Raw genomic sequence first — 23,090 nt, 5'->3', positions numbered from 1 at the left:
CAAACAAAAGACTAAAGCAGAGGGGAGTCCCCTCTGCTTTAGAACATTATCTAAAAGTACACACTGTGATATAAATTGAAACGCCGTATACGCGAACCGTACGTACGGTGTTGTGAGAGGGGCGAAAATAATACACTTATTTTCCCCCTACTCGATTATGCAACTATCGGGGCAGGTTAGTGGAAGAAGGATAAGTGGATATTTTTTATTTAACTTACGGCTACTCAGTAGAGTAGCTTTTTTATTGTTAAAATAAAAAATGAAACCAATACATAACTCAGTCGTCTTAGCATTAAGTGAGAAATGAGGTGGTATAAGCTTGAGTAGAGTAATGGGTAAGGAAAATGTAAATCCAGAAAATAAAAACGCGTGGTTTGAAATAATTATGGATGAATATGGTGACAGATTAACAAAGCTTTCCTATAACTATACAAAGGATTGGAATCTTGCAGAAGATATAGTTCAGGATGTATTCATTACTTGTTATAAAGAATATGAAAACATTGATAAAATTGTATCTTTAAAAGCTTGGATATTTAGGATCACAATAAACAAGTGTAAAGATTTATTAAAGAGTTCAATTTTTAAAAGGGTTGTTACGAACTCTGACCTACTTACACTTACAAAATCTTCAGAATTATCACCGGAAATGTCCATAATGAAGAGCAGCGAAGAGGAATTTTTATCTACTTGTGTTTTAGTACTACCAATTAAATATCGTGAGGTTATAACACTATATTATTATGAGGAATTATCGATTGAAGAAATAAGTGAAATCTTGAAGAAAAATAGAAATACAATAAAAACTAGACTGAATAGGGCAAGGATGAAATTAAAAGCATTGATGGAAAGGTGGAAGTAAAATGGAGAAAGAACTTTGTAACTTACGGAAAGCAATGAATTCTTCCACTCACAAAGGTATACACTTTACAGATATACAGAAAAAAAAGATTAGAGCCTCACTTGACCAGCAAGAAATAAGTGTGATTAGAAAACCAAATTTATATATTTATTTAATCACCACTCTGGCAGCATCCTTGTTTGTTTTATTGTTTTATACAGGTTTATTAGCCAATTTATCTTCTAATAGCGGTGTAAATCAAGGAGCTAAGCAGACTCTTGAAAGCGAATGGAAGGTTCGAGATGAATACTCAAGGAATAGTAAGGTACTGTTCAGTGTTTACCCAGATCCTAATCTTTCTGCCGGTAAACCTTATGGCTATGTGTTTAGTTTTAAGGAACCTTTTGATACCTATAAGGGAAAAGAAATAGAAATATACGCAATCCATAGAGAGACAGGTGAGCGTATAAATGTATTACCTTCAAAAAAAATTACCGAACCTTCCTCTGGATATTCAAGTTTAGGTAGGTTTACAACAACGTTAATAGTACCAGAAGGTGGACTTTGGAAATTTGAAGTCTTCTTTGATAAGAAATTATATGGTGATGTAGTATTGTCAGTTGGAGAAGAAACCATCCAAAACAAATTAATATTACCTACAAATATTCCTATCTTTTGACTGGAACCGAAAAGCCGTGGATTTACGTAACAATATCTTAGGGAATGAAAATAAATCAGGTGTTATTGGTGCTGATATGCCAAGCATAAACATCAACCAAAAGTGGATGTGGCACCTTTGGGGGATTGAAAATCCGAAAGAAACCAAACTAACGGTCGTTGGTTTTCACAGAGAAAAGGGAACTGTCAATCAAATCCTAACAACAGGTTGGACGATAGGTCTTGGAGGAGAGAACAATGGAGCAGATTCACACGCACCTTCAAGCGTAAACATTCCAACGGCAGGAGAATGGGCGATATTACTTTATGTTGATGGGAAATTATTCGATGTATTAGCCTATAACATAAATGATTAATTAAATAAGCAAGGGAGGACGTTATCAATAATGTTAACGTCCTTCTTTAGGAAATTTCTTATAGTTTGTGAAGAATTGTACTTAAATTAACGGGTGCGTTAGTTGAATTACAGGGCGAAAAAGGGCTGCTTAAGGCAAGTTGTAAGAGGGTACGGTGATGTTTCTACAATTTTTTTACAAATCAAGATAACCAATAATTAACAATTATAATAAGCTTAATTTTGTTATATACATCATTTTTCAAGGGATGGTGCAAGGGATGCTTAAACGAATAATAACTAAGTACGAACACGAAGGTCTGACCCCGGAGGAAATTGAGCATTTAAATACTATAAAAGGACAAAATCCTTATGGGATGCTAACTCTATTATTAGGTCTAGCATCCTTTATTTTTGGGCCACAGTATATAATTATTCCTATCGTATCTTTGTTATTGGGTTTTATTACTTACCGGACCTTTGATTCTGAAAAAGAGGATAATCCTTGGACTTTTTACATTGGACTATTATTTGCTTTTACAGGATTAATATTGAACTTTTTACATTATGTACACGTATTGGGCTAGATGTTTCTGCTATATTTATTTGTTTATTTCTTTAGCTAGATATTCACGGTCAATGGCTTGAGGTGGTCTTTCAAACCAACCGTGCTTAATCATTAAGTTTGCAGCATCTCCATCAAATCGAAATGAGAGATGTAAAGTGTTTAATTTTGAAGCAGAAAAATAAAAAACCACACAAAGTGGTTTCAGATTGTAGACAAAAAGGTTTCGGAATGGTCTCATTCCGAAACCTTTTTGATATTTTATTGGATTTGAAGCAGTTATAGAGAATAGTTGACCTCTCCGAGGTCATTATTTAGGCCATTTCTGGCCCTCGCCAAGTCCAGTTGGCCATCTTCTTTAAATTCATGGCAGCGAAAGTAAGCTTCGCCTGCATCGACAATTTTTTAAGTCCCCTTAACGTTGTCCAACGCATGCCATGCTTTTCTTTTGCATCTGCGAATACTCGTTCAATTGTTTCTTTGCGTTTCGCATAAATTGGTTTTATATCTTCGTGATGGTGAAGATGATCTGCTTCTTCCACGTACCTGTGAAATACTCAAACCCTCATTGTCATCACCCAACTGGTTGTGATGATTCCCATTACAACCTTAGCCTAATCCTATAAAAATAAAAGAAGAAGATTAGGGCGGCTTTTTGGGCTTCGATTTCCCAAAAGGGGTGCCCTAAAGCTTCTGTCCCACTAGCTTTATTCTGCTCTAACAACGCTTTCGAAATTACCTTTGTGGGACCCGTCACAAAAAGGTTTATTATCTGAAAGTCCACATCTGCATAGGGAAAAGGTTTCTTTGGTTTCAATTTTATTCCCTTCACCATCGACTAACTCTACATTCCCTGATACACGTAATGAACCATTATCATTAACTTTAATAGTAGCTATAATAAATCACCTCTTTTTTAAAACATTTTTCCCAAGGGGGAATAACTTTAAACGATAAATAAGATGTTCTACTTCCTCAATATTATTTGATTGACATCCTGCAATTACAAAAAGAAGAAGTGTTATACCAATAAAAACACCCCACATTTTATCGCCCTCCCCTACTCATTTACACAAAATTATTGACGGTACCGAAACTTTATTTCACTTTATCCGTATATTTTATTATCATAACAAGTAGGTTATAAAATTAAATAATTTTATTTTAACTTAACATAGATCAACTGAAATAACTGACTCTGTTCAGTGTCTGTTAGTACTGCCAAGATAAAACTAAGGGATTAATAGATAAGCTATTTAGAATAAACCTATATAAATTGGGAGATGAAGAATCATGAATGAAAAAGGATGCATGAAATGCGGAAGCAATGATGCTGCTAAGAAGGACGTGGCAATGACTGGAACAGGATTGTCGAAAATGTTTGATGTCCAGAATAATCAATTTACGGTTGTGTATTGCAAGAAGTGCGGCTATTCGGAGTTTTATAATAAGCAATCATCAGCAGGCAGTAATCTGCTGGATCTATTCTTTGGATGATCACTGTGTTTACGAACAATTAATGTGTTTGGAGTTTAAAAAACAATAAAGTTCTTTAAAAATGAGAGTCAATATTATCTATTGAAATTGTGAATAAATGTACTTAAAGCAACGAAGCAGGATAACTCTATATAAAAAAACAGCAGAAGAATTTATTATTATACCGTCTGGACGGTTTTTAAATCAAATTTTTATCGAACTAACGGGTGTGTTCGTACAGTAGGATACACTAAGGAGACCACAATAGTGAAGTGAACCCAAAAAGTTAGACACTTTATTTAATTAGGCAGCCTTGAGGGCATGAACCCGGTAATCTACCGGGCTCATGCCTTTTAATTTTTCTTTGATTCGTTGGTGATTGTAGTAATGGATATAATCTTCTAGTTCTTGTTTGAAGTGCTCCATGCTGTAGAACTTCTGAATTAGCAACCGCAGCTTTAAAAAAATTGTCATTAGATCAAGAGCCAGCTCGATGGGACAAAATATTTTGGACTTTGGTCATAGAGCTTGTAGCGTTTTCCATGATGTTCGGTGGAGGACTTCATGCCCTGCAATCAGTAGTAGTCATTACCTCCATTCCACTCATATTAATAATGGCGACGGCATCGATATCAATCATTAAATGGATAAAAGAGGATCACGCAGAAAGCAGTAGCATAGAAAAAACTATCAATGAAGAACCTACAAAACTAACATCTTAATATATTATTCAAACTGAAAGAAATGTGCTGAAGTTTTGATGAAAAAGAAACAGGCACCAGCTAAAAGAACAGCTGGTGCCTGTTTGGTGGTTGCTGATGCAACCGTAAAATGAAAGTCTTTTTGGATGACCATTCCTTGTTAAACTCGAAAACAGCAATTAATTATACGAAAATGCTGGTGGAAATCTGCCGATTATTGATTTTAACTGTCATTTATCCCCACAAGAGGTTTGGAAAAACAAACCCTATGAAAACAACATTACACAATTGTGGCTTGACGGCAAACTTAAAGCTATAGAAGAAACTCGTCAAAAATAACTCTTTTACTCAAATTAAGTATAGGCTGTAATTCCCTCACCTTATTTTCAAAACTACGTTCCATTATTACCTGATTAATCCCCAGTTACTTAGCATTTATAATCATTTCCTCCAAGTGTCTCTTTATTTTTCTTCATGAAAAATCTTTTCAATATGAAAATTATGTAATGTGAGTTTCAGGATTTTCTGTATAAAATAACCTGGATGAAGAAACATAGAAAAATGGAGTTAGAGCGACCTGCAAAAAAATGGGGGTAACCAGCTTGATTCGTAATGTGAGTAAATTGTTAAGAAAAACGAAAGAAAAAAAACCTCTTGTACAAAATAATTACCAGGATTCTAAACCAGAGGATCCTCTTAATGAAAATTTTAGCCAAAATGTAGAAACACTTCGTTTGGTTTATGATAATTGTTCAGATGTCGCGTTCCGCCCGTTCTTGCTTTTCGGAAAAACGAGAGCAATGCTTATTTACATTGAGGGTCTTTCAGACATCGAGGGGATAGAAGAATATGTGCTTTCGCCACTCATGCAGGAATCGGCAGATGTGCCACAACCATTAAATGACTTTCTAGTACTTAAAATGCCCGTTTCAAAAGTGAAAAGAGTGAAAACGATAACGGATTGCATTGAATCTATCTCCATTGGAAACCCGCTCCTTCTATATGAAGGGGAGAGTGATGGATTTTCTTTAGGGTTGTCCAAATGGGAAAAGCGGGCGATTGAAGAACCTGTTGCAGAGGGAGGAATTAGGGGATCGCGAGAGGGATTTAATGAATCTCTAAAGGTAAATACGTCTCAATTGAGACGTATTATTAAAAGCCCTGCTCTTAAAATGCAATCGATGAAAATCGGGACATATACCAAGACGACTGTTGTGATTACTTATATTGATGGAATTGTGGATAAAACACTGATTGAAGAGATTACGACTCGGCTAGAACGAATTGAGCTGGACGGTGTTTTAGAAAGTGGATACATTGAGGAAATGATTGAGGACAACCCATATTCACCTTTCCCTCAAATCTTGTCAACCGAACGGCCGGATGTAGCCTGTTCGTGCTTGCTGGAGGGACGGGCTGTCATTCTTGTAGAAGGAACCCCTTTTACTTTAATTGCTCCAATAACTTTTTTTTCTTTGATTCAATCACAAGAGGATTATTATCAACGTTTTATGATAGGCACTCTTATCCGTTGGTTACGTTATTTTTTTATGGTGTTATCTCTATTGCTTCCTTCCTTTTATGTTGCTATTTTGACGTTCCATCATGAGGCGGTCCCAACTGCACTGCTGCTTAGCATGGCAGCATCCCGGGAAGCGGTCCCTTTTCCTGCTATAGTCGAGGCATTGATCATGGAAGTTACGTTTGAAGCACTAAGAGAGGCAGGGGTTCGATTGCCAAAGCAGATAGGCTCAGCTGTCAGCATTGTTGGAGCGCTAGTGATTGGTCAAGCTTCCGTACAAGCAGGGTTGGTTTCAGCACCAATGGTGATTGTGGTTGCGATTACGGGGATCTCTTCTTTTATGATGCCTCGTTATATTGCAGGAATTGCTATAAGGATGCTGCGTTTTCCAATGATGCTGCTTGCCGGTACCTTAGGACTGCTTGGCATAATAATGGGGGTTATTGCCATAGTCATTCATTTGTGTAACTTGCGTTCCTTCGGCGTACCTTATTTAGCACCACTTGCACCTATAAAAGGTAAAGAACTGAAAGATGTACTATGGAGATCTCCTTTGTGGATGATGGATACACGCCCGAGCTTTACAGGAAAATCTAACGAATACCGTCAGTCTCAGGAACAAGGGCCAAAACCCAAAATGGGAAGTGGAACGGAGTGAAGAATGGTTGGAGGCGATCAAGGATATTGGAGAAGGTAAAGAGGCGTCACTTCATGAAAAGCGTCCTGCTTTTTCTCGGCATTTGTGGAGCAATCCCTTTAGTAAGCGGTTGCTGGGATCGAGTGGAGATCAATGATTTGGCGATTGTCACAGCAGCAGCAATCGAAAAAAAGGAAGAAAATCAAATCGAGCTATCCATCCAAGTATTTATCCCTAAGTCATTAAGCAGCGGAGGCGGTCAAGGAGGGCCAGGTACAGGAGGTGGAGTAGCTACAACATTGGTGAGATCCGAAAAAGGATCTAATATTTCAGATGCATTGTCTAAGCTTCAAACCAAGGTTCCACGCAAAATTTTTTGGGGACAATGTAAAGTATTTGTATTCGGCGAAAAGGCAGCAAAGGAAGGAATACAAGAGCACCTGGATTTCTTGCTGCGCCATCCGCAGCCAAGGGAGAGAGCATATGTGTATGTCAGCCAAGGGAAAGCGAAGCCTATCCTTGAATCATTGCCTCCTCTAGAAACCTATTCAGGGGATGTGTTGAAGGAACTAACTGATTTACATATAGGGATGCGGGTCACATTACAGAATTTAAATGAAATGTTAACGGGTAAATCTCAAGCTGCCGCACTTCCGTTAATTGGTATTTTACCGCCTGGGAAAGGTCAAAAGAAATTACAGGGGATTCCTTACATTGTCGGAGCAGCCGTGTTAAATAAAGATAAAATGACTGGCACGATGACGGAAAAAGAAACAAGAGGGGTATTGTGGTTAAGAGATGAAATAGAATCATACACAGTGACCTTAAAACCCAAAGGTGAAAAAGGGGAGATATCTTTAAACCCAGTGTCAGCACAAGTGAAGCTGGTTCCGCAAATTCAAAAAAAGAAATGGAAATTGTTGGTGAAGGTTAATACAGAGGGATCTGTTATTCAGAATGGAACGAATATGAACCTTTCAAATCCAAAAGCACTAAAGGATGCAGAAAGAGCTTATCAAAAAGAAATAGAAAAGCGTATCGAGATGGCTTTTCTGCATACTCAGAATAAGAAAGCTGACATTTTAGGGGTAGCTAAAGAATTCTATCGGAAATATCCTAAGCAGTTTAATAAAGTCGAAAACCACTGGAATGAGAAATTTGAGGAGATTAAATTGGAAATTGATGTTGAGGCCCATATTCGCAGACAGGGTTATATAGACAAGCCGGCGGGGCTGCCTGAGAAAGAGGTGAAGGACAAGTGAGATGGGGGGCTTTTTTGTGTACAACCGTAATTGTAGCTCTAATCATTTTGTATGAGTGGCCGAAAATGAAACAAAATCCTAAAAAAGACAAAATAGCTTTTTTTTCACTGCTCCTCATGGGTTTGGTTCTGTCCATGTTCAATATTCAATACATGTCAGGACCCACTGCATGGGTTGAAACACTTTTTAAGCCGTTTGGAGAGTTCATGGAAAAGTAAAAGCCCGTGATTGAGACGGATATCGTTTACCTCATGCAGAGGGAAGGAGAAAAATGATGGAGAAAGGCAGAATTTCATCGATACAGATGGCGATCATGATGTATCCTACGATTGTGGCTACGGCTCTTCTCGAGGTTCCAAGCGTCACAGGGAAATATGCCCAAAATGATTTATAGCTGTCCCCCATTTTGGCAGCCCTCATCGGGTATGTGACGGTGTATATCGCTTATAAACTGCACAAGCTTTATCCGAAACAAACGGTTATCCAGTTCAGTGAACAGTTTATTGGTCGATTCGCTGGAAAAATTCTCGGTTTTTTATACTTGTTTTTTTATATCCAGGGCACGGGACATATCACCAAAGCTTAAGCAGACTTTATAGTCAACTCTTTTCTATTCAAAACCCCGATTATCGTGATCACAGTATCTATGGTAGTCCTCTGTGCCTTTGTCGTACGAGGTGGTTTAGAAGGATTAGGGAGGGTTGCCGAATTATTTTTACTATCGTTAGGGCCATTTGGGTAGTAAGGGCTTTTGTGAAAATTTCTGTGTTTTATTATGCAGCTGTTTCAGGTACCGCACAGTGGCTAGATCTTTCAGACTATCGACTTGTTGTATGGCCGTTAGGGATTCTGATCGTAGCATTCGGTTTTTGGTCGCTTCCTAGCTCAATGGAAGTGTCACGTTATAATTTCGGGGCCTTTCCCCCTCTCGGACTAATGTTGCAAACAATTATTCCTTTGTTTTTGTTGGTGATTGCTGTTATTAGGAATAGAAAACGTAAAGGAACTAAAACCAGCTGAGTGGAGTTTTCATCCTAAAGTACATTTCGATTGGTCGCTATCCATGTTCGTACTCGCTTAAATGGAGTGCTTACTGCATTTGATTGAAAATCTTTTCAGGCCCTTTGGACAGTTTATGGAAAGTAAACGTCCGTGATTAAAGCGGATATCGTTTACCTCATGCAAAGGAAAGGAGAAAAGTGATGGAGAAAGGCAAAATTTCATCCCTGCAGATGGCGATCATGATGTATCCTACGATTGTGGCTACAGCTATTCTCGGGGTTCCAAGTGTCACAGCGAAATATGCTAAAAATGATTTATGGCTGTCCCCAATTTTCGGGGCCCTCATCGGGTATGTGACGGTGTATATCGTTTATAAACTGCACAAACTTTATCCAAAACAAACGGTTATCCAATTCAGTGAACAGATCATTGGGTGGATTCCGGGGAAAATACTCGGTTTTTTATACTTGTTTTTTTATATCCCAATCACGGGGCAAATCCTAAGAGAGTACGGAGAATTTGTTGTCGACTCCTTTATGGTCAATACCCCGATTATTGTGATTATGACATCGATGGTACTCCTCTGTGCCTTAATCGTCCGCGGGGGTATAGAGGTATTGGGGAGAGCTGCCGACTTGTTTTTACCTATTTTTATCTTTCCCCTCATTTTCTTAATGATCTTACTGGGCTCTGATCTTGAATTTAAGAATATATTCCCGATATTGGGGGATGGGATTATGCCCCCAATCAAGGGTGCGATTATACCGGGGGGGTGGTTCAGCGAGTTTTTCATGTTGATTTTTCTCCTCCCTTTTTTAGCGGATAGGAAAAAAGGAATGAAATACGGGATGATGACTGTTTTTGCCGTGATGATTACGTTAGTTGTGGTAAATCTAATCGTTCTTTTTGTACTCGGAGAAACGACAAGCTCTAAGGTTTATCCCTTGATGAATGTATCTCGATACATCAGTTTCGCCGACTTTTTTGAGCATTTGGAGTCCACCGTTATGGCCATCTGGGTAGTAGGAGCGTTTGTCAAAATTTCTGTGTTTTATTATGTGGCTGCTTTAAGTACCGCCCAGTGGCTGAATCTATCCGACTATCGACCTATTGTATGGCCAATAGGGATTTTGATTGTAGTATTCGCCTTTTGGTCGTTTCCTAGCGCTATTGAAGTCGATCGTTATGATGTTATCGCTTTCCCTTTTCATGGAATTTTGATGCAAACGATTATTCCTCTGTTTTTATTGGTAATCGCTGTTGTAAGGAATAGAAAAAAGGAAACTGATAACTAGCTGACTTATGTATAGGGCTAGTTACATAGATTGAAACTCATTATAAGCGCTTTGAGAGTTTATGGAAAAGTGAATCTTTCAGTGGGCTGAGGGAATTCGATTTTCCATTCTATCACAGAAAGGAGAAAGATGATGGAGAAAGGCAAAATTTCATCACTTCAAATGGCTGTCATGTTGTATCCTACGATTGTGGCTACTGCTATTCTTGGAATTCCAAGTGTCACATCGAAATTTGCAAAAACTGATTTTTGGCTTTCTCCTATTTTGGCGTCCCTCATGGGGTATGTGACGGTGTATATCGCTTATAAACTGCACAAACTTTATCCGGAACAAACGGTTATCCAATTCAGTGAACAGATTATTGGCCGAGTAGCGGGGAAAATTATCGGTTTTATTTTCATGTTTTTTTATCTTCAAATCATGGGAATCATTGTCAAAGAGTATGCAGAATTTGTTATCGCCTCTTTTCTAATTAATACACCAATAATCGTGGTCATGGGATCAATGGTAGTCCTCTGTGCCTTCATCGTACGAGGTGGTTTAGAAGGATTAGGGAGGGCTGCCCAATTGTTTTTCCCTGTTTTAACTATTCCACTGCTTATCGCAATCATTCTTATGTTCCCCGATTTTGAATTTAAGAACATTTTCCCTATTTTAGGGGATGGGATTATGCCTCCTATCAAGGGTTCAATTGTTCCGGGTGGATGGTTCACGGAGTTTTTTCTTATTACTTTTTTCCTGCCTTTTTTAACGGATAAGAAAAAAGGAATGAAATATGGAATGTTGACGGTCTTTGCTGTGATGATCACGTTAGTTGTGGTAAATCTTGTCGTTCTTTTTGTACTCGGAACAACGACAGCCTCTAAGGTTTATCCTTTGATGAACGTAGTTCGGTACATAAGTTTCGGCCGCTTTTTTGAACATATGGAGTCCGTTGTCATGGCCATTTGGGTTGTAGGGGCATTTGTGAAAATTTCTGTGTTTTATTATGCAACTGCTTTAGGTACTGCACAGTGGTTAAACCTTTCGGATTATCGGCCCGTAATATGGCCGTTAGGGATCTTAACTATAGTTTTCGGCTTTTGGTCAATGCTTACCTCAATGGACTTGGAGCGTTTTAACGTCGAAGCTTACCCTATTTATGCAGTATTCATACAAACCATTATCCCGCTGTCTTTATTGGTGATAGCTGTTATCCGTAAAAGAAAAAGCAAAGGAAAGGGAATCAATTCAGGATAATATTTCAGATTGTTGTCGCTATATTCTTTAATTTTTTGAGGTATAGAAAGGGGATGTGGATTTTCCCTGGAAATAACAGGTCAGCTGGATAAGTGTAGCGGGAAAATTTGTTATTATGAAAGTATTGAAGAAAGTAGCTTCCATCATCGTAATATCGATAGTTGTTATTCGGATCAATATAAGCAGGTTCGAGCCATTTAACTTCTGCATAATACCGTAAAGTTTCTTTACTTTATCCAGCTATCTCAGCAAACTCACTAATCTTGTACACCTTGCCCTCCCACTTCAATAGTAAACTGTAGGGTACACCACACGGTCAACATTTATTTATATCCCCATATATTTTTAGGCAAAAGGAATATGAATGGATTTAATTTTCCCTTTCTTTTTCTGTAATGTCTAATCCCATGCTGGAGCCAACTTTTTCTCATCCCTACTAGATCAAATCTAGATTAACATTTACCTCTCTTTTTAGTGCCTATATGCTTATGCTTCGACCTATCAACATACGTCTCGAGTTAAAACTCACTAAGATGAGAAGGGATGATATAATTTGGGTATATATGATTATTTTACTAAAAAAGAATTCATCTACCAAATATTATATTTTTTGGGAGGGTAAACAATGAGACATAATTTAGTAGAACATGAAGAGCATTTTCAGCGAGAAGAATTAGAAGTTGCACGCTGGATGAAAACGGATTTTATTTTTTTGCTTAATACCACTACGTTAAAAGATGCAGCGGAGCTTCTTTTAAAGAATCAATTGAATGAGGTACCGATTGTTGATGAACATCAACATTTTCTTGGTGTATTATCTTTATCTATGATTATGCAATCCTTGTTAAAAGACACTTCCCTAGCCGAGTCAATCGAAATACATTATGACCGGGGGATTAAACCACTATCCTTTCAAGAAATATTATCAGACATTTCTCCACTGACAAAAGCTAGTGTACCTGTTGTTAATAATCAAAATATTTTGATAGGTGTGTTGACTCAGCATGATATTTTAGAAGTTCTTGCCCAAACCTATCATAAAATGAACTTACTAGAAACTAAGGTAGAATGGTTCAATGTTTGTTTTGATAATATTTATGAAGGAATTATTGTAGTTGATAAAAATGGTTTCGTCAAAATGATTAATAAAGCATATAGTAGTTATCTTGGGGTGGAACAAGGGGCAGCAATTGGGCAACATGTAGTAAGTGTAATAGAAGGAACTCGCTTACATATTGTTCTTCAAACCGGTATTCCAGAACGGAATCAAGTTCAATTTTTGCAAGGACAAGAAGTGGTTGCTCATCGTATTCCTATTTGGAGGAATAATGAAATAATCGGTGGGATAGGGATACTCGTTTTTCAAGGGGTATCTGAATTATATAGGATATTTGATAGAATCCAGGACTTAAAAGTCACAAAAAATTCTTCACTTTCTAATATAAATATTGAACAACAGCCTCCAAAAGAGGATCCAATAACCTTTGCTCAAGTCATTGGTGAGAGTGAAAGCTTTGCACATGCAAAAAACATTGCTCGTCGTGCAGCAAAGTCACCTGCATCCATTTTGATAACGGGTGAAAGTGGTGTAGGAAAAGAGATATTTACCCAGACAATCCACTCCCTTAGTAATTATAGCGGAGGTCCTTTCATCAGTGTTAACTGTGCTTCTATTCCTGAACAATTATTAGAATCAGAACTATTTGGTTACGAAGAAGGGGCTTTTACTGGTTCAAAGAAAAAAGGGAAACCAGGTAAGTTTCTTTTAGCGCACAAAGGGACCCTTTTTCTCGATGAGATTGGTGATATGCCTTTACATATGCAATCAAAGATATTACGTGTCCTGCAAGAACGAGAAGTAGAACCGGTTGGTGGATCAAAGCCTATTACTGTCGATTTCCGACTTATTGCTGCGACCAACCGCCCAATCGAGGATATGATAAAAGAAAATAAATTCCGAGAAGATCTTTATTATCGTTTGAATGTCATTCCCATCTATATTCCACCATTAAGGGAAAGAAAAAAGGATATTCCTCTCCTTGTTGGTCATTTTATAAAATTAATTTGTAAAAAGTATAAGATACCATCTAAGGAGATTAGTAAAGAAACGGTAGCAGCTATGATGGAGTATGAATGGCCAGGGAATATCAGGGAGCTGGTGAATGTAATAGAGAGGCTAGTTACATTGGTAGAAGGTCATGATATTTATTTTGATGATTTTCAGCGCTATTTTTTAGAACAAAAAAAGCAGATACCAGAATTCACAACAATTGAAAAAACGAAGCTTGAAAGTTTTAGCTCATTTGAAAGCCTTAAAAATGCAGGATTAAATAAGGAAAAAGAATTATTACTTCTAATTATTAAAGAAGAAAAGGGAAATAAAACACGTGCAGCAAAAAAATTAGGGATTTCAAGAGCTACTTTATACAATAAATTGAAGGAATATAACATAGAGTTGTCTACATAATTAGACGGCTGAACAAAATATTTTACAACTGTATAATAAGTTATACAGTTTTTTTAGTTTGAATATAAAATAATTGTGTGTTTGCACAGTAATCAAAATTGGCACAGTTATTGCATTGTTTATAGGCAAGAGTCGAATGAAAAAAACTAAATAATGATGGAGGTGCTAAATGGTCATTAGCTTTATAGGATTTTTTGCCGCCTTAATTTTATTAATTCTTTTTACTATGCGAGGAGTTAATATCATCGTTGCTGCATTAGTATCCTCAGCAATCCTAGCGTTAACAAGCGGGTTGCCTTTGGAGAAAGCGCTTACAGTTAGTTATATGGATGGGTTCACTGGATATTTTGCTTCATGGTTTCTAGTGTATTTACTTGGCGCTGTGTTTGGAAAAGTTATGGAAGAAACGAAGGCAGCAGATGCTATTGCAGAATGGATAAAAATCAAAGTAGGTGCAAATCGAGCTGTGTTTGCTGTTGTTACAGCCTGTGCTTTGATGACCTATGGTGGAGTAAGTATTGCCATCGTCGCATTTTCGGTTTATCCAATTGCAGTCTCTTTATTTAAAGCAGCAAATCTGCCTCATCGATTTATCCCAGGTGCTATTGTATTTGGATCTATCTCATTCTCAATGACTTCACCAGGATCACCGGAAGTTCAGAATCTGATACCTATGGAATTCTTTAATACTCAGCCAACAGCAGGTGGTTTGATTGGTGTTATCATTGCTGTATTTATCATGATTCTAGGTGGTTTTTGGCTTAAGAGCATGGTCTCTAAAGCAGTCAAAGATGGTGAGGTTTTCAATTTGCCGAATTCGGAAACGGGTGGGGCAGCATTAGCAGAAACAGCAGCAACAGTAGAAATGAAAAAGGATGAAAAATTATCGAATATTCTGATTGCTATTTTACCACTGGTTGTAGTAGTCATTGTTTTGAATATCGTGTCAAAGTTTCTTTCTCCAACTGGTGCAGCGTTAGTGGCTTTATTTTTAGGGGTTATCGTTGGGCTTGTACTGATGAATAAATATACCCGGAAATATGGCATGATTTTTGGTAAAGGAAGTGAAAACGCTATCATTGCAACTGCGAATATCTGTGGAGTTGTTGGTTTCGGTGCAGTTGCAAAAGAGTCTCCAGCGTTTACATATATTGTAGATTCACTTGTTAGTATGCCTGGAATGGCTTATGCGGGATTAGCAGCAGCTGTAACGATTATTGCTGGCGTTACAGGTTCGGCCTCGGGCGGCCTTGGAATTGCCCTTCCGATTTTGGCTCCTCTTTATAATGCACAAGGGTTAGATCCAGGGGCAATGCACCGTATATCGTCACTTGCTTCTGGGGGACTTGATTCGCTTCCGCATAACATAAACGGGCTTATAAGCCAATTTTTATTCTGAGTGTTGTTGTTCCAATGATCGCATTGGTTTTAGCGGTCTTGTTATATACAATCTTTTATTAACATGAAAACAGTTTAATAAATATGGAGGGAACTATATGAAGGAATTTCAAACAATAGCTTTTATTGGTTTAGGAAATATGGGACTGCCCATGGCTACTAATCTTGTGAAAGCTGGATATACCGTTTACGGTGTGGATACAAATTCTGAAGCAGAAAAGAAGTTTTCACAAGATGGTGGAAAAATAGGTGTCCCTATCGAGCTTTTGGCAAAGCAAGTAGACATTGTCATGACAAGTCTTCCTAATCCACAAATTGTTGAGAACGTCTACTTAGGTGATGGTGGAATCGTTGAAAACGCTGATTCTGCTCTAACTATTATTGATTTTAGTACCATTTCTCCTCAATTAAATGAAAAGATATATACCATTACCAAGGAAAAAGGAATCGACTATCTTGGAGCACCAGTAAGTGGAAGTGTTTCTGGGGCAGTAAATGGCACCCTAACGATAATGGTAGGTGGAGACAAAAAGGTTTATGAACAAGTTCTGCCACTCCTGAAGGTATTGGGTGACAATCCATTTCATTTAGGTGAAAGCGTGGGTGTGGGGACCGTTATTAAACTATTAAATAATCTAATGATTGGTTTTTATACACAAGCTGTCGCAGAGGCAGTTGCCCTTGGAGAACAAATGGGTGTGAAAGCTGATACGATTTATGATGTTTTAAGTGTTAGTTTTGGTCAAAGCAGAATATATGAAAGAAACTATAAAGGACATATTGCACAAAACGACTTTAATCCAGGTTTTTCAACAAATCTCTTATTAAAAGATTTAAAGCTGGCAAAACAAATGGCAGACGAAAACCAGACTCCATTGCCAATTGGGGATAAGTTAATTGATTTATATTCTGAGGCTGTGGAAAAAGGATATGGTGAGCAGGATATGGCCTCTGTATATCTAATGGTCAAGGAATTAATAGCAAGTAAAAAAGATGGTTTAGTAACTAATAAAAATTAGGAGGAATAAAAATGACTACAATTAAAAATGATACAAAAAAATTAACACATTTTATTGGCGGGGAAATGAGAGCGGGAAAAAGTGAACGATTTGGTAATGTGTATAGTCCTTCAACGGGTGAAGTAATTAATTTGTGTCCATATGCTTCTGTAGAAGATGTGAATGAGATAGTTAATGTTGCACATGAGGCATTTGCAGGATGGAAAAATACTTCTGTCGGAAAAAGAGTGGAGGTCATCCACCGTTTCAGAAGTCTTTTAGTAGAAGAAACAGATAGACTGGCCAATATAATAGGTCTGGAAAATGGGAAAACGATCGATGATGCAAAAGGGGAGATTAGTAGAGGGATTGAATCTGTTGATTTCGCTATTAATGCTCCTCATATGTTAAAAGGTGAATATTCGGTCAATGTTGGAGGAAATATCAATGCTTTCTCCATGAAACAACCATTAGGCGTAGTTGCAGCAATCTCTCCTTTTAATTTCCCGGCAATGGTGCCGCTCGGTATGACGACGATGGCAGTTGCTTGTGGTAATGCAGTGATCTTGAAACCATCTGAACGTGTTCCGAATGCAGCTTTATTCATCTCAGAATTATGGAAAAAAGCTGGTTTGCCAGACGGGATTTGGAGTGTTATTAATGGTGATAAAGAGGCAGTTGATGCCATACTTAAAAATCAAAAAGTACATGCTATCTCTTTTGTAGGTTCCACGAGGGTAGCTGAATATATTTATCACGAGGGATGCCGAAATAATAAACGAGTCGCTGCTTTTGGTGGCGGAAAGAATCATATGATCATTATGCCTGATGCTGATTTAGATCAAGCTGTTAATGCCTTCCTGGGTGCAGCGTATGGTTCGGCTTCCCAACGTTGTATGGCAATTTCAGCAGCAATGCCAATTGGCGAAAAAACAGCTGAAGCATTCGTGACAAAATTAAAAACTCGCGTTGACGAATTAAAAGTGGGAGCATATAACGACGAGAATGCAGACTTTGGAGCCGTTATTACTCAAGAATCGAAAAATACGATCATCAAGTATATAGATGAAAGTCTTGAAGAAGGTGCAGAATTATGTGTGGATGGTCGTAATCCAGAAATTTGCGAAACAAACAAAGGTTTTTATTTAGGAGCAACACTTTTGGATCATGTTACTCCTGAAATGAAAATTTATCGTGATGAAGTGTTTGGTCCAGCTCGTATTGTAGTACGTGTTAATAACTTAGATGAAGCTATTTCATTAGTTAATAATCACGAATTTGGGAATGGTGTCACGATCTTTACAGAAAGCGGTGCTGCAGCTAGAAAATTTTCTGAACAAATTGAAGTAGGGATGGTAGGAGTAAACGTACCTATTCCAATCCCAGTAGGATATCACAACTTTGGTGGATGGAAACGTTCAAAATTTGGAGAAGGTCACATGTTTGGCCCAGACACTGTCCGCTTTTTCACAAAAACCAAAACCGTTTCAGAAAGATGGCCTGAATCCAAAGAAATTGAAAATAAAACGGATTTTTCTTTTCCTAGTAATTAATTAATGTAATGCCCCGATCGAAAAAGGACCCTTTTTCGATCGGGTATTTTATGTATGAAATATTTTCTAATTAAAAAATTATCTGTTTAAGCAGATGCTTTCAGACTGTAGACAAACTCGATGAAAATCGAGTTTGCCTACAGTTTTTTTATGGCTTGTACAATTTGAACGTTGCTTTCCACTCCAGGCACTCGCTTTCCGCGGGCGGTCCGGGAGCCTCCTCGGCTTGCGCCTGCGGGGTCTCCCCTAGACGCGCTTTTCCCGCAGGAGTCTCGCACCTTCCGCTCCAATCAACTTTGTTTTAACATTTAGATAGAACCCCTTTTGCCAACAGTCTTTTTTGTTTTAAAATGGAAGTATTAAAACTTGAGGTGATGAGGATGCTTTCTAAACATGATTCTATTCAAGGAAGAAACCAAAGAAATTAAACAAGTACAACTGACCGTGAGAGTGGCTACTATGTCAAAGATGAACGAACAAAACAGTTTGCCTATTCATTTCATGCGGCTGCCGACCGCAACGGTTTTGTACTGGGGACAATTGTAACACCTGGAAATACGCATGATAGTCACATCTTAGAGCCACTTGTTGGACAAGTAATTGAAAAAGTTGGGAAACCAGAAGCTGTTGCCGCAGATGCAGCTTATAAAACACCAGCGATTACAAGCTATCTATTTAGTAATAAAATAACACCGGCTTTACCGTATACACGTCCTCGAACAAAAGAAGGATTCTTCCGCAAACATGACTATGTTTACGATGAACATTTTGATTATTACCTTTGCCCATCGGGCGAGATTTTAAAGTACTCAACAACGAATAGAGAGGGCTATCGCGGGTACAAATCACCAAAATACATTTGTGTGACATGTCCATTTTTATCAAAGTGTACCGAATGTAAAGACCATCAAAAAGTAGTGACACGTCATATTTGGCAAGATTATATGGAAGAAGCAGATCATCTGCGTCATCATCAAGATGTAAAACCTATCTATGCGAAACGTAAAGAAACGATTGAGCGTGTTTTCGCAGATGCAAAAGAAAAGCATGGCATGCGTTGGACTACTTTAAGGGGACTTAAAAAATTGTCGATGCAGGCGATGCTCACTTTCGCTGCCATGAATTTAAAGAAGATGTCCAATTGGACATGGCGCAATCCCAGCCGCAGTCTTACCAGCTACGGTAGCAGACCCAACCAATTGCTACCCTTAGGATAGCAGCTATTCGCCAAGTAAGGAAAACGGCCGTTTTTGATTGAGGAACATCATGCTTTGGTTTTAAATCATTAAATCCGGAAACTTTTAATTAAAAATGCATCTGCTTAAACAGATGCTTTCAGTTTGTAGACAAAAGGGGTTCGGAATTAAAACATTCCGAACCCCTTTTGAAATTCCCTTTGAATTTTGCTCAATATTAAGGGATTGGGTCTGCACCTCTTGTCGGGGCCACAGGTGTAAGTCCAGAACTTATGGTCTTAGATGCTTGTGAAGGAAGTATAACTTTTTCTCATGTGAATGATGCAGGTTTGTGGATTTACAAGGAATACTTTAACCTTTCAATAGGTAAAACCATTAAAACCTGGTCCGTTATGGTCACCATTATTTTCCTAGTAAGACTGGCTGGTGTACTCATCATCAATATGTTCTAATAATAGAAAAACCCTATTCTTTCTATAAAGTTATAGAAAGGATAGGGTTTTTTTATGGTTCAACAAGAATTCTTTTATTTTCATCCATACTTTCGGTAAAGAATCCACAGATTACTATATGAATCCTTTAAGTATTTACTTTTTCGTTACGATATTACCATGTCCAGCCTTCCTCCACCTTCAAACGAACGAATTCTCTCTCCAATTCTTCTGTATATGTTTGAAAGGTTTGCCCCTTTTTTGCCATAGAAACATCACCACCCAGATAGTTTGTTTAGAACATTTTATCTTTCTCTATTTTTTCTCTGTCTACCTGTAGGGGATAATACCAGACTTGCTTCTCAAATTCGAAAAAGGGAGTAAGACAAGGTTTGTTGTTTTGTACTTCAAACTAAAGCGTTTAAGTTCTATCATGACAGAGTAGTTTTTGTGCTTATTTATTCATTAAATCCTCACAGTACTCTCGGATTAATGTCGAAGCTTTTGTTTGGCTGATACAAAGGTCCTTCGCGACTTTCCTAGATGATTTGTATGTTTGATAAGATTTTCTGATTAAGATTCGCTTTGTTTCGTCAAGTGCCTTATCGAGCGAAGTGGGAAGAGCGATCTGGGTGACTTGTTCAACGTTTTCGGTGATCATTTCCGGCAAGTCAGCCATCAGGATAACGGAGTCGCTTATTAGGACTAATCGTTCAATCAAGTTTTCGAGCTGGCGCACATTACCAGGCCACGAATATTGGATTAATATGTTTAAGCATTCTTCCGAGATAACTTTACTCTCATGGTATCTTTCATTGAACTTATTTAAAAAATTGTACGTAAGGGGAATGATATCTTCTTTGCGCTCACGCAGTGGAGGCAATTGAATATCAATCACATTCAAACGGTAAAATAAATCTTCTCGGAATTTTTTGTCATTGACCATTTCTATTAAGTTCTGGTTTGTAGCGGCGACGATGCGAATATCGACTTTTTTCATTTCACTGCTGCCAACGGGAATGAACTGTTTGTCCTGAATTACTTGTAAAAGCTTAGCCTGCAGAGAAAGAGGTATTTCCCCAATTTCATCAAGAAAAATAGTGCCGCCGTCCGCGGATTCAATCAATCCCCGTTTTCCAGTTTTGTTTGCTCCTGTAAATGCGCCTTTAGAATAACCGAATAGTTCTGATTCTAGCAGTTCTTCTGGAATGGCTGCGCAGTTTATTGTCAGGAACGGCTTGTTTTTCCGTTTACTAATCCTGTGAATAAATTGGGCTAGCACTCCTTTTCCTGTACCTGATTCGCCTTGGATTAAAATTGTAGAATCTGTTGGAGCTACTTTTTCGCAAAAGGTCAGAATTCGGTTGATTTTTCCGCTATTAGTAATAAAACGACCCATTTCATCTTCATCTTGAGTGGTTTTTAACTCATCATCCGTTTCATTTGCTTTTAGCATTTTATATGTTTGTATTTCTGTTGATGTAGTAACGACGAGTTCGATTTCCCCCTCATCATTTAAGATTGGAATGGCTGACGTCATCAGTTCAGCCCCGATATAAGTTTGCTGCTTTATGTAGCAAGGCTTTTTCCTTTTAAAAACTTCCGGTACAATGGATGGTTTCCAATAACCTTTTTCAAATAAGTCGACATTATATTTGCCGATTACATCAGTCGGCTTTAGGCCATAATGGCGCTCGCATACTTGGTTAACGTAAAGGATGCGCTTTTCGCCATCAAGCACAAAAATTTCGTCTGACGAATGATCCAGAATTTTCAAAAGGGTTTGTAGCGTCATCTCAACACTTTCCGTTGAATCCTTACTTTTCATAGAATGATCCTCTCTTTTCAAGGGAATGAGTGAATTTCGAATGAGTATTTTGCGATATTGAGTTAATTATAACTCGATGTGACAGCGTTTTCAAAAAAAAATTCTAAATATTTAGTGTATTAATACCGTACTTATAGTGTTTTTGATGTTTGGCATGCGAATTGCACTATATAAAATCGACGAGTTGCTAGGTTTTCCTTTTTGCATGTCGATAATTATTGCATTATTTGACACTTTAGCAAAGCAAGATTCTAGTAAAAAAAATTTTTTAAGTATGACATCAAGGGAGGAATGAATTTGGAGAAACAATCTGAGGTTTTTGACATCACAATTATCGGGGGAGGGCCGGTTGGCTTGTTTACCGCTTTTTATGCAGGAATGCGCCAAGCCTCTGTGAAAATTATCGAAAGTCTTCCGCAATTGGGAGGACAGTTATCTGCTTTGTACCCTGAAAAATATATTTATGATATCGCAGGTTTCCCAAAAGTGCTGGCTCAAGATCTGGTGAATCAATTACTGGAGCAAATGGATCAGTTTGACACGGAAATTTGTCTTGAACAATCTGTAGAGACCATTGTTCGTTCAACTGAGGGTATTTTTGCAATTACGACGACTGAAGAAACACATTATACGAAAGCAATTATTATCACAGCTGGAAATGGAGCATTCCAGCCTCGAAAGCTAAAAATTGAGGGCGAAGAAAAATTCGAAAATGCTAACCTTCATTATTTCGTTCAGGATATTAGTCAGTTCGCCGGAAAGAAAGTGGTGGTGTTTGGCGGCGGTGATTCAGCAGTTGACTGGTCGCTAATGCTCGAACCAATAGCGGAAAAAGTAACACTCATTCACCGAAGAGACAAATTTCGTGCCCATGAACACAGTGTGGAACGTTTAAAGCAATCTAAAGTGGAAATTTTGACTCCTTATGTACCAGCTCAATTAAGCGGTGATGAAAAAATAGAAAAAGTGATTGTGACGGAAGCAAAGAGCGGAGAATCACTTGAAGTTGAAGTAGATGACGTCCTTGTCAATTATGGCTTTGTTTCTTCAATAGGTCCCATAAAAGATTGGGGTCTTGAAATTGAAAACAATTCTATCGTTGTTAACTCTAAAATGGAGACGAATATCAAAGGCATTTACGCAGCAGGGGATATTTGTACCTACGAAGGAAAAGTGAAGCTGATTGCGAGCGGGTTTGGAGAAGCGCCGACAGCTGTCAGTAATGCAAAGGTTTATATTGATCCAAGTGCAAAAGTTCAGCCGCTGCACAGCACGAGCACAATGGGAGGAAAAGAGAAAAGCACAACGTCCGTTTAATTATGTAAAAGGGGAGGGAAACCACATGGCTATATACACAATAGTTGACCAGGAGACATGTATCGCTTGCGGGGCATGTGGAGCGACTGCACCGGAAATTTTCGATTATAACGATGAAGGAATCGCTTTTTCAATCCTGGATGCCAACACAGGAATAACTGAAGTATCCGAAGATCTGGAGGAGGACTTGGAAGATGCTTTTGATGGTTGTCCGACAGATTCGATTAAGTTAGCTACAGAACCTTTCGCCAATATACCAGTGTCAGCTGGCTGAAGCGGAAGGGCTGATCAATTAAGAAATATCAATCTTAATATCCAGTATGGCAGGAATGCTTGTAATCATTTTTAGG

21 protein-coding genes and 4 pseudogenes are annotated in these 23,090 nt (G+C 38.1%); 21 read left to right on the top strand and 4 right to left on the bottom strand.

Annotated elements, in window-relative coordinates; genetic code table 11:
• Positions 1-319 precede the first annotated feature (319 nt).
• The 4 genes from ACQKMR_RS23655 to ACQKMR_RS23640 all read left to right on the top strand — a co-directional run bounded on the left by ACQKMR_RS23655 (position 320) and on the right by ACQKMR_RS23640 (position 2,440).
• Positions 320-862, top strand: a complete 543-nt coding sequence (locus ACQKMR_RS23655; protein ID WP_427699471.1) for a sigma-70 family RNA polymerase sigma factor — start codon at positions 320-322, stop codon at positions 860-862.
• A gap of 1 nt (position 863) precedes the next feature.
• Positions 864-1,520, top strand: a complete 657-nt coding sequence (locus ACQKMR_RS23650; RefSeq protein ID WP_427699470.1) for a hypothetical protein — start codon at positions 864-866, stop codon at positions 1,518-1,520.
• Between the two features lie 16 nt (positions 1,521-1,536).
• A complete protein-coding gene (locus ACQKMR_RS23645; RefSeq protein ID WP_427699469.1) occupies positions 1,537-1,875 on the top strand; it encodes a hypothetical protein in 339 nt (112 codons plus the stop codon).
• A 259-nt stretch (positions 1,876-2,134) separates the two neighbouring features.
• Complete coding sequence (locus ACQKMR_RS23640; RefSeq protein ID WP_427699468.1) at positions 2,135-2,440, top strand: cell division protein FtsK; 306 nt, start codon at positions 2,135-2,137, stop codon at positions 2,438-2,440.
• A gap of 292 nt (positions 2,441-2,732) precedes the next feature.
• Here ACQKMR_RS23640 and ACQKMR_RS23635 read toward each other — a convergent pair.
• Together ACQKMR_RS23635 and ACQKMR_RS23630 are read right to left on the bottom strand one after the other, a co-directional pair.
• Positions 2,733-2,975, bottom strand: a pseudogene (locus ACQKMR_RS23635) (transposase); the annotation flags it as partial.
• A gap of 150 nt (positions 2,976-3,125) precedes the next feature.
• Positions 3,126-3,320, bottom strand: coding sequence for a CDGSH iron-sulfur domain-containing protein (locus tag ACQKMR_RS23630; protein ID WP_427699477.1), 195 nt, complete (start codon positions 3,318-3,320; stop codon positions 3,126-3,128).
• A 391-nt stretch (positions 3,321-3,711) separates the two neighbouring features.
• Here ACQKMR_RS23630 and ACQKMR_RS23625 point away from each other — a divergent pair, with 391 nt between their 5' ends.
• The gene (locus ACQKMR_RS23625) at positions 3,712-3,915 is read left to right on the top strand and encodes a zinc ribbon domain-containing protein (protein WP_427699467.1); all 204 of its coding nucleotides are present in this window, start codon (positions 3,712-3,714) and stop codon (positions 3,913-3,915) included.
• Positions 3,916-4,197: 282 nt separating this feature from the next.
• Here ACQKMR_RS23625 and ACQKMR_RS23620 read toward each other — a convergent pair.
• Positions 4,198-4,329 (bottom strand): annotated as a pseudogene (locus ACQKMR_RS23620) (IS3 family transposase); the annotation flags it as partial.
• Between the two features lie 32 nt (positions 4,330-4,361).
• On the opposite strand from ACQKMR_RS23620, the gene ACQKMR_RS23615 reads away from it, so the two are divergent.
• The 14 genes and pseudogenes from ACQKMR_RS23615 to ACQKMR_RS23550 form a co-directional block, all read left to right on the top strand.
• On the top strand, positions 4,362-4,616 hold the full coding sequence (locus ACQKMR_RS23615; RefSeq protein ID WP_427699466.1) for a BCCT family transporter: 255 nt from the start codon (positions 4,362-4,364) through the stop codon (positions 4,614-4,616).
• A 186-nt stretch (positions 4,617-4,802) separates the two neighbouring features.
• Entirely contained in the window at positions 4,803-4,934 is a 132-nt protein-coding gene (locus ACQKMR_RS23610) for a glucuronate isomerase (protein ID WP_427699476.1), read from the top strand.
• A 248-nt stretch (positions 4,935-5,182) separates the two neighbouring features.
• Positions 5,183-6,775 carry a spore germination protein gene (locus ACQKMR_RS23605; RefSeq protein ID WP_427699465.1) on the top strand — a complete coding sequence of 531 codons (1,593 nt, stop codon included), beginning with the start codon at positions 5,183-5,185 and terminating at the stop codon, positions 6,773-6,775.
• A gap of 53 nt (positions 6,776-6,828) precedes the next feature.
• Positions 6,829-8,016, top strand: coding sequence for a Ger(x)C family spore germination protein (locus ACQKMR_RS23600; RefSeq protein WP_427699464.1), 1,188 nt, complete (start codon positions 6,829-6,831; stop codon positions 8,014-8,016).
• 14 nt (positions 8,017-8,030) lie between these two features.
• Positions 8,031-8,234, top strand: coding sequence for a hypothetical protein (locus ACQKMR_RS23595; protein ID WP_427699463.1), 204 nt, complete (start codon positions 8,031-8,033; stop codon positions 8,232-8,234).
• Positions 8,235-8,443: 209 nt separating this feature from the next.
• A complete protein-coding gene (locus tag ACQKMR_RS23590; RefSeq protein ID WP_427699475.1) occupies positions 8,444-8,602 on the top strand; it encodes a GerAB/ArcD/ProY family transporter in 159 nt (52 codons plus the stop codon).
• Positions 8,603-9,218: 616 nt separating this feature from the next.
• Positions 9,219-10,313, top strand: a complete 1,095-nt coding sequence (locus ACQKMR_RS23585) for a GerAB/ArcD/ProY family transporter (RefSeq protein ID WP_427699462.1) — start codon at positions 9,219-9,221, stop codon at positions 10,311-10,313.
• Between the two features lie 132 nt (positions 10,314-10,445).
• Positions 10,446-11,552 (top strand): GerAB/ArcD/ProY family transporter, encoded by a 1,107-nt coding sequence (locus ACQKMR_RS23580; RefSeq protein ID WP_427699461.1) that lies wholly within the window; start codon positions 10,446-10,448, stop codon positions 11,550-11,552.
• A gap of 625 nt (positions 11,553-12,177) precedes the next feature.
• The gene (locus tag ACQKMR_RS23575) at positions 12,178-14,019 is read left to right on the top strand and encodes a sigma 54-interacting transcriptional regulator (RefSeq protein ID WP_427699460.1); all 1,842 of its coding nucleotides are present in this window, start codon (positions 12,178-12,180) and stop codon (positions 14,017-14,019) included.
• Between the two features lie 169 nt (positions 14,020-14,188).
• The gene (locus ACQKMR_RS23570; RefSeq protein WP_427699459.1) at positions 14,189-15,418 is read left to right on the top strand and encodes a GntP family permease; all 1,230 of its coding nucleotides are present in this window, start codon (positions 14,189-14,191) and stop codon (positions 15,416-15,418) included.
• Between the two features lie 97 nt (positions 15,419-15,515).
• Positions 15,516-16,436 carry an NAD(P)-dependent oxidoreductase gene (locus tag ACQKMR_RS23565; protein WP_427699458.1) on the top strand — a complete coding sequence of 307 codons (921 nt, stop codon included), beginning with the start codon at positions 15,516-15,518 and terminating at the stop codon, positions 16,434-16,436.
• 11 nt (positions 16,437-16,447) lie between these two features.
• On the top strand, positions 16,448-17,968 hold the full coding sequence (locus tag ACQKMR_RS23560; protein WP_427699457.1) for a CoA-acylating methylmalonate-semialdehyde dehydrogenase: 1,521 nt from the start codon (positions 16,448-16,450) through the stop codon (positions 17,966-17,968).
• Between the two features lie 405 nt (positions 17,969-18,373).
• A pseudogene (locus tag ACQKMR_RS23555) lies at positions 18,374-19,185 on the top strand (transposase); the annotation flags it as partial.
• 209 nt (positions 19,186-19,394) lie between these two features.
• A pseudogene (locus tag ACQKMR_RS23550) lies at positions 19,395-19,616 on the top strand (gluconate permease); the annotation flags it as partial.
• Between the two features lie 433 nt (positions 19,617-20,049).
• Here the strand turns inward: ACQKMR_RS23550 and ACQKMR_RS23545 are convergent.
• Positions 20,050-21,423: a sigma-54 interaction domain-containing protein gene (locus ACQKMR_RS23545; protein WP_427699456.1), complete on the bottom strand. Its 1,374-nt coding sequence runs from the start codon at positions 21,421-21,423 to the stop codon at positions 20,050-20,052.
• 297 nt (positions 21,424-21,720) lie between these two features.
• Here ACQKMR_RS23545 and ACQKMR_RS23540 point away from each other — a divergent pair, with 297 nt between their 5' ends.
• Both ACQKMR_RS23540 and ACQKMR_RS23535 read left to right on the top strand, forming a co-directional pair.
• Positions 21,721-22,740: an NAD(P)/FAD-dependent oxidoreductase gene (locus tag ACQKMR_RS23540; protein WP_427699455.1), complete on the top strand. Its 1,020-nt coding sequence runs from the start codon at positions 21,721-21,723 to the stop codon at positions 22,738-22,740.
• A 25-nt stretch (positions 22,741-22,765) separates the two neighbouring features.
• On the top strand, positions 22,766-23,014 hold the full coding sequence (locus ACQKMR_RS23535) for a ferredoxin (RefSeq protein WP_427699454.1): 249 nt from the start codon (positions 22,766-22,768) through the stop codon (positions 23,012-23,014).
• Positions 23,015-23,090 lie beyond the last annotated feature (76 nt).

Origin of the sequence: Peribacillus sp. NPDC096540, from assembly GCF_050278525.1 — a bacterium.
Lineage (GTDB): Bacteria > Bacillota > Bacilli > Bacillales > DSM-1321 > Peribacillus.
The sequence above is the reverse complement of the archived record's forward strand: the minus strand, read 5'-3'. Positions and strand labels throughout refer to the sequence as shown.